This window comes from Arthrobacter sp. 35/47, assembly GCF_000520475.1.
Lineage (GTDB): Bacteria > Actinomycetota > Actinomycetes > Actinomycetales > Micrococcaceae > Arthrobacter_D > Arthrobacter_D subterraneus.
The window spans coordinates 100,481-102,818 of the sequence record NZ_KI914617.1 but is presented as its reverse complement, the minus strand read 5'-3'; the positions used below and the strand labels follow the sequence as shown (position 1 = coordinate 102,818).

Below are 2,338 nucleotides of genomic sequence, written 5' to 3'. Positions count from 1 at the left end.
ACCCGCTGGCGCTCGCCTCCGCCCTGCGGAAGCTCGAGCGAGGTACCCAGCAGGCACCGCTGCCGCAGAGCCAGCAGCTGGTCAACACCTCACACCTGATGATCGCGAACCCGTTCCGCGGCGGCGGGGTGCAGAAGCTGTTTGCGTCCCACCCGCCCATGGCACAGCGGATTGCCCGCCTTGAGGGCATGGCGGGCGGCCGGCCCAGCTGATTCCGGTCTCTCCAGGCGGACGGTCCCACTGACGTCGGCAGTTCAGTGGGAAAGAGCTGCTCATTCCCACTGAGACGAGCAGTTCGTTGGGATATTCGTTCGTCTGACATCGAGAACGACGACGGCGGCGCCCCCTCTGAAGGGGAGCGCCGCCGTCGCTGTCTGGTTGGCTTGAACGCCTAACGCATGTTCACGAACTGGAGGTCAGCCTCGTCGAAGTTCTTTAGCAGCGCCATGGTGGCCTGCAGGTCGTCCCGGGACTTCGAGCTGACGCGCAGCTCGTCACCCTGGATCTGGGACTTGACGCCCTTGGGCGCTTCGTCGCGGATGAGCTTGTTGATCTTCTTGGCGACATCCTGGGCGATGCCCTCCTTGATGGAGGTCTCCAGGCGGAACTCCTTGCCGGAGGCGTAGGGCTCTCCGGTGTCCAGGGACTTCAGCGAGATGCCGCGCTTGATCATCTTCGACTGCAGCACGTCCAGGACCGCGAGGACGCGCTCCTCGGAGTTCGCCTTCATGAGGATCTTTTCGCCGCTGAAGTCGACCTCGGCGCCGACTCCCTTGAAGTCGTACCGCTGGGCGATCTCCTTCTGGGCCTGGTTCAGCGCGTTGGCGACTTCCTGCTTGTCGACCTTGCTCACAACATCGAATGTGGATTCGCTGGCCACCGTTGCCTCCTTCTGGTTGGTAGTTTTCCTGCTCCTACCCTAATTCACGGGCTCTCCGACAGGGCAGCTTCATCTGCAGGTGAAACGGGTCCCGAAGGCCGGATTCCAGACCGCCCGGGCACGATTCGATTATGTGCGGGATGTTCTGTAAAGTTATTTTGCCTGCGGACGGCGATCCGCGGGTGGTCTCTTCACGAGACGTTCGGCAGATTACCCGAGCGGCCAAAGGGGGCTGACTGTAAATCAGCTGGCACAGCCTACGGGGGTTCGAATCCCTCATCTGCCACTCGCCACGAAGGCCCGTACTACCCGGAAAACCAGGGGAGTGCGGGCCTTTTGCTTTTGTCTGCCCGGCCGCGCATAACTGCGGCGTGACTGCGCGGCTTGTACCAAGCGGCCTCGCGCAGAGCGAACACGGCGCGACATCCGGGCGGAAACTCGTTAGCGTGAAGATATGGCAACTATTGACATCACCGAGGCAACCTTCCCCGAGACCATCGAATCGAACGACATTGTGTTCGTCGATTTCTGGGCCGAATGGTGTGGCCCGTGCAAGCAGTTTGCTCCCGTGTATGACGCCGTTTCCCAGCAGCACGAGGACGTCACCTTCGCAAAGGTGGACACCGAAGCCGAGCAGTCGCTCGCCGCGGCAGCAGGCATCACCTCGATCCCCACGCTGATGGCGTTCCGCGAGAAGGTTCTCGTCTTCTCCCAGCCGGGCGCGCTGAATAACAACCAGTTCACCGAACTGGTGGACGCCGTCAAGGCCCTGGACATGAAGGAAGTCCATGCACAGGTCGCCGAGCAGCAGGCCAAGGCCTCCGCTGAAGGCGCACAGCCGCAGGCATAACAAGGCTTCGCAAAGGCCCCGGCTCCCGTCACTATCGGGAGCCGGGGCCTTTGTGCGCCGAAAGCGGGCCGCAGGATGGGCCGGATTTCCCATGTTCTGAAGCGCCTAGTCAGGCAGCCAGGCGATTCCATGGGAGGAGGGCTGTACAAACTGTGCTACAAAACGCATGAAGTCGGGGAAACCGGTACGGGGGACCGGGGTACTACCGCCGCCGGTGATCCTCCGGAGAGAGCCGTGGACCGTACGCCTGCTTCCGGAACCCGCTCGCGTACAGCATCCGCACCACGCGCTGGCGCTGCCCTGCCCAGGGCGTGAGCAGCTCCAGCATCCCGGCGTCATCGGTGCGCTTACCCGTGAGGGCCGCTCCGACAAACGCTGCCAGGTGAAAATCCCCCACCGAAATCGAGTCAGGGCAGCCGTGTGTCCGCTGGAGTACCTCTGCTGCAGTCCACACGCCGATGCCGGGGATTGAACACAGCCCCGCGTGGACGCCGGCTGCATCCAGACCGGCCAGCCGCTCCAGCCCGGACACGGCGCCGGCCGCCCTCAGGGCAGCCGCAGACCGCTTTGAATCCACCCCGGCCCGGTGCCATTCCCAGGAGGGAACC

Annotated in this window: 2 protein-coding genes, 1 tRNA gene and 2 pseudogenes; 3 read left to right on the top strand and 2 right to left on the bottom strand. The window is 63.5% G+C overall.

Going from position 1 to position 2,338, the window contains the following annotated elements; translation table 11 throughout:
• Positions 1–212, top strand: a pseudogene (locus X803_RS20335) (protease HtpX); the annotation flags it as partial.
• Between the two features lie 179 nt (positions 213–391).
• Here X803_RS20335 and X803_RS0114655 read toward each other — a convergent pair.
• On the bottom strand, positions 392–880 hold the full coding sequence (locus tag X803_RS0114655; protein ID WP_026545712.1) for a YajQ family cyclic di-GMP-binding protein: 489 nt from the start codon (positions 878–880) through the stop codon (positions 392–394).
• Between the two features lie 204 nt (positions 881–1,084).
• Between X803_RS0114655 and X803_RS0114650 the strand changes: the two genes are divergently transcribed.
• Positions 1,085–1,166 (top strand) — tRNA-Tyr (locus X803_RS0114650).
• 168 nt (positions 1,167–1,334) lie between these two features.
• Positions 1,335–1,730, top strand: a complete 396-nt coding sequence (gene trxA / locus X803_RS0114645; RefSeq protein WP_026545711.1) for a thioredoxin — start codon at positions 1,335–1,337, stop codon at positions 1,728–1,730.
• 202 nt (positions 1,731–1,932) lie between these two features.
• Here trxA and X803_RS20330 read toward each other — a convergent pair.
• Positions 1,933–2,338, bottom strand: a pseudogene (locus X803_RS20330) (3-methyladenine DNA glycosylase); the annotation flags it as partial.

Bases quoted from the DNA above. Each gene is read 5' to 3' on its own strand.
- trxA (WP_026545711.1), top strand. From the start codon at position 1,335: ATGGCAACTATTGACATCACCGAGGCAACCTTCCCCGAGACCATCGAA.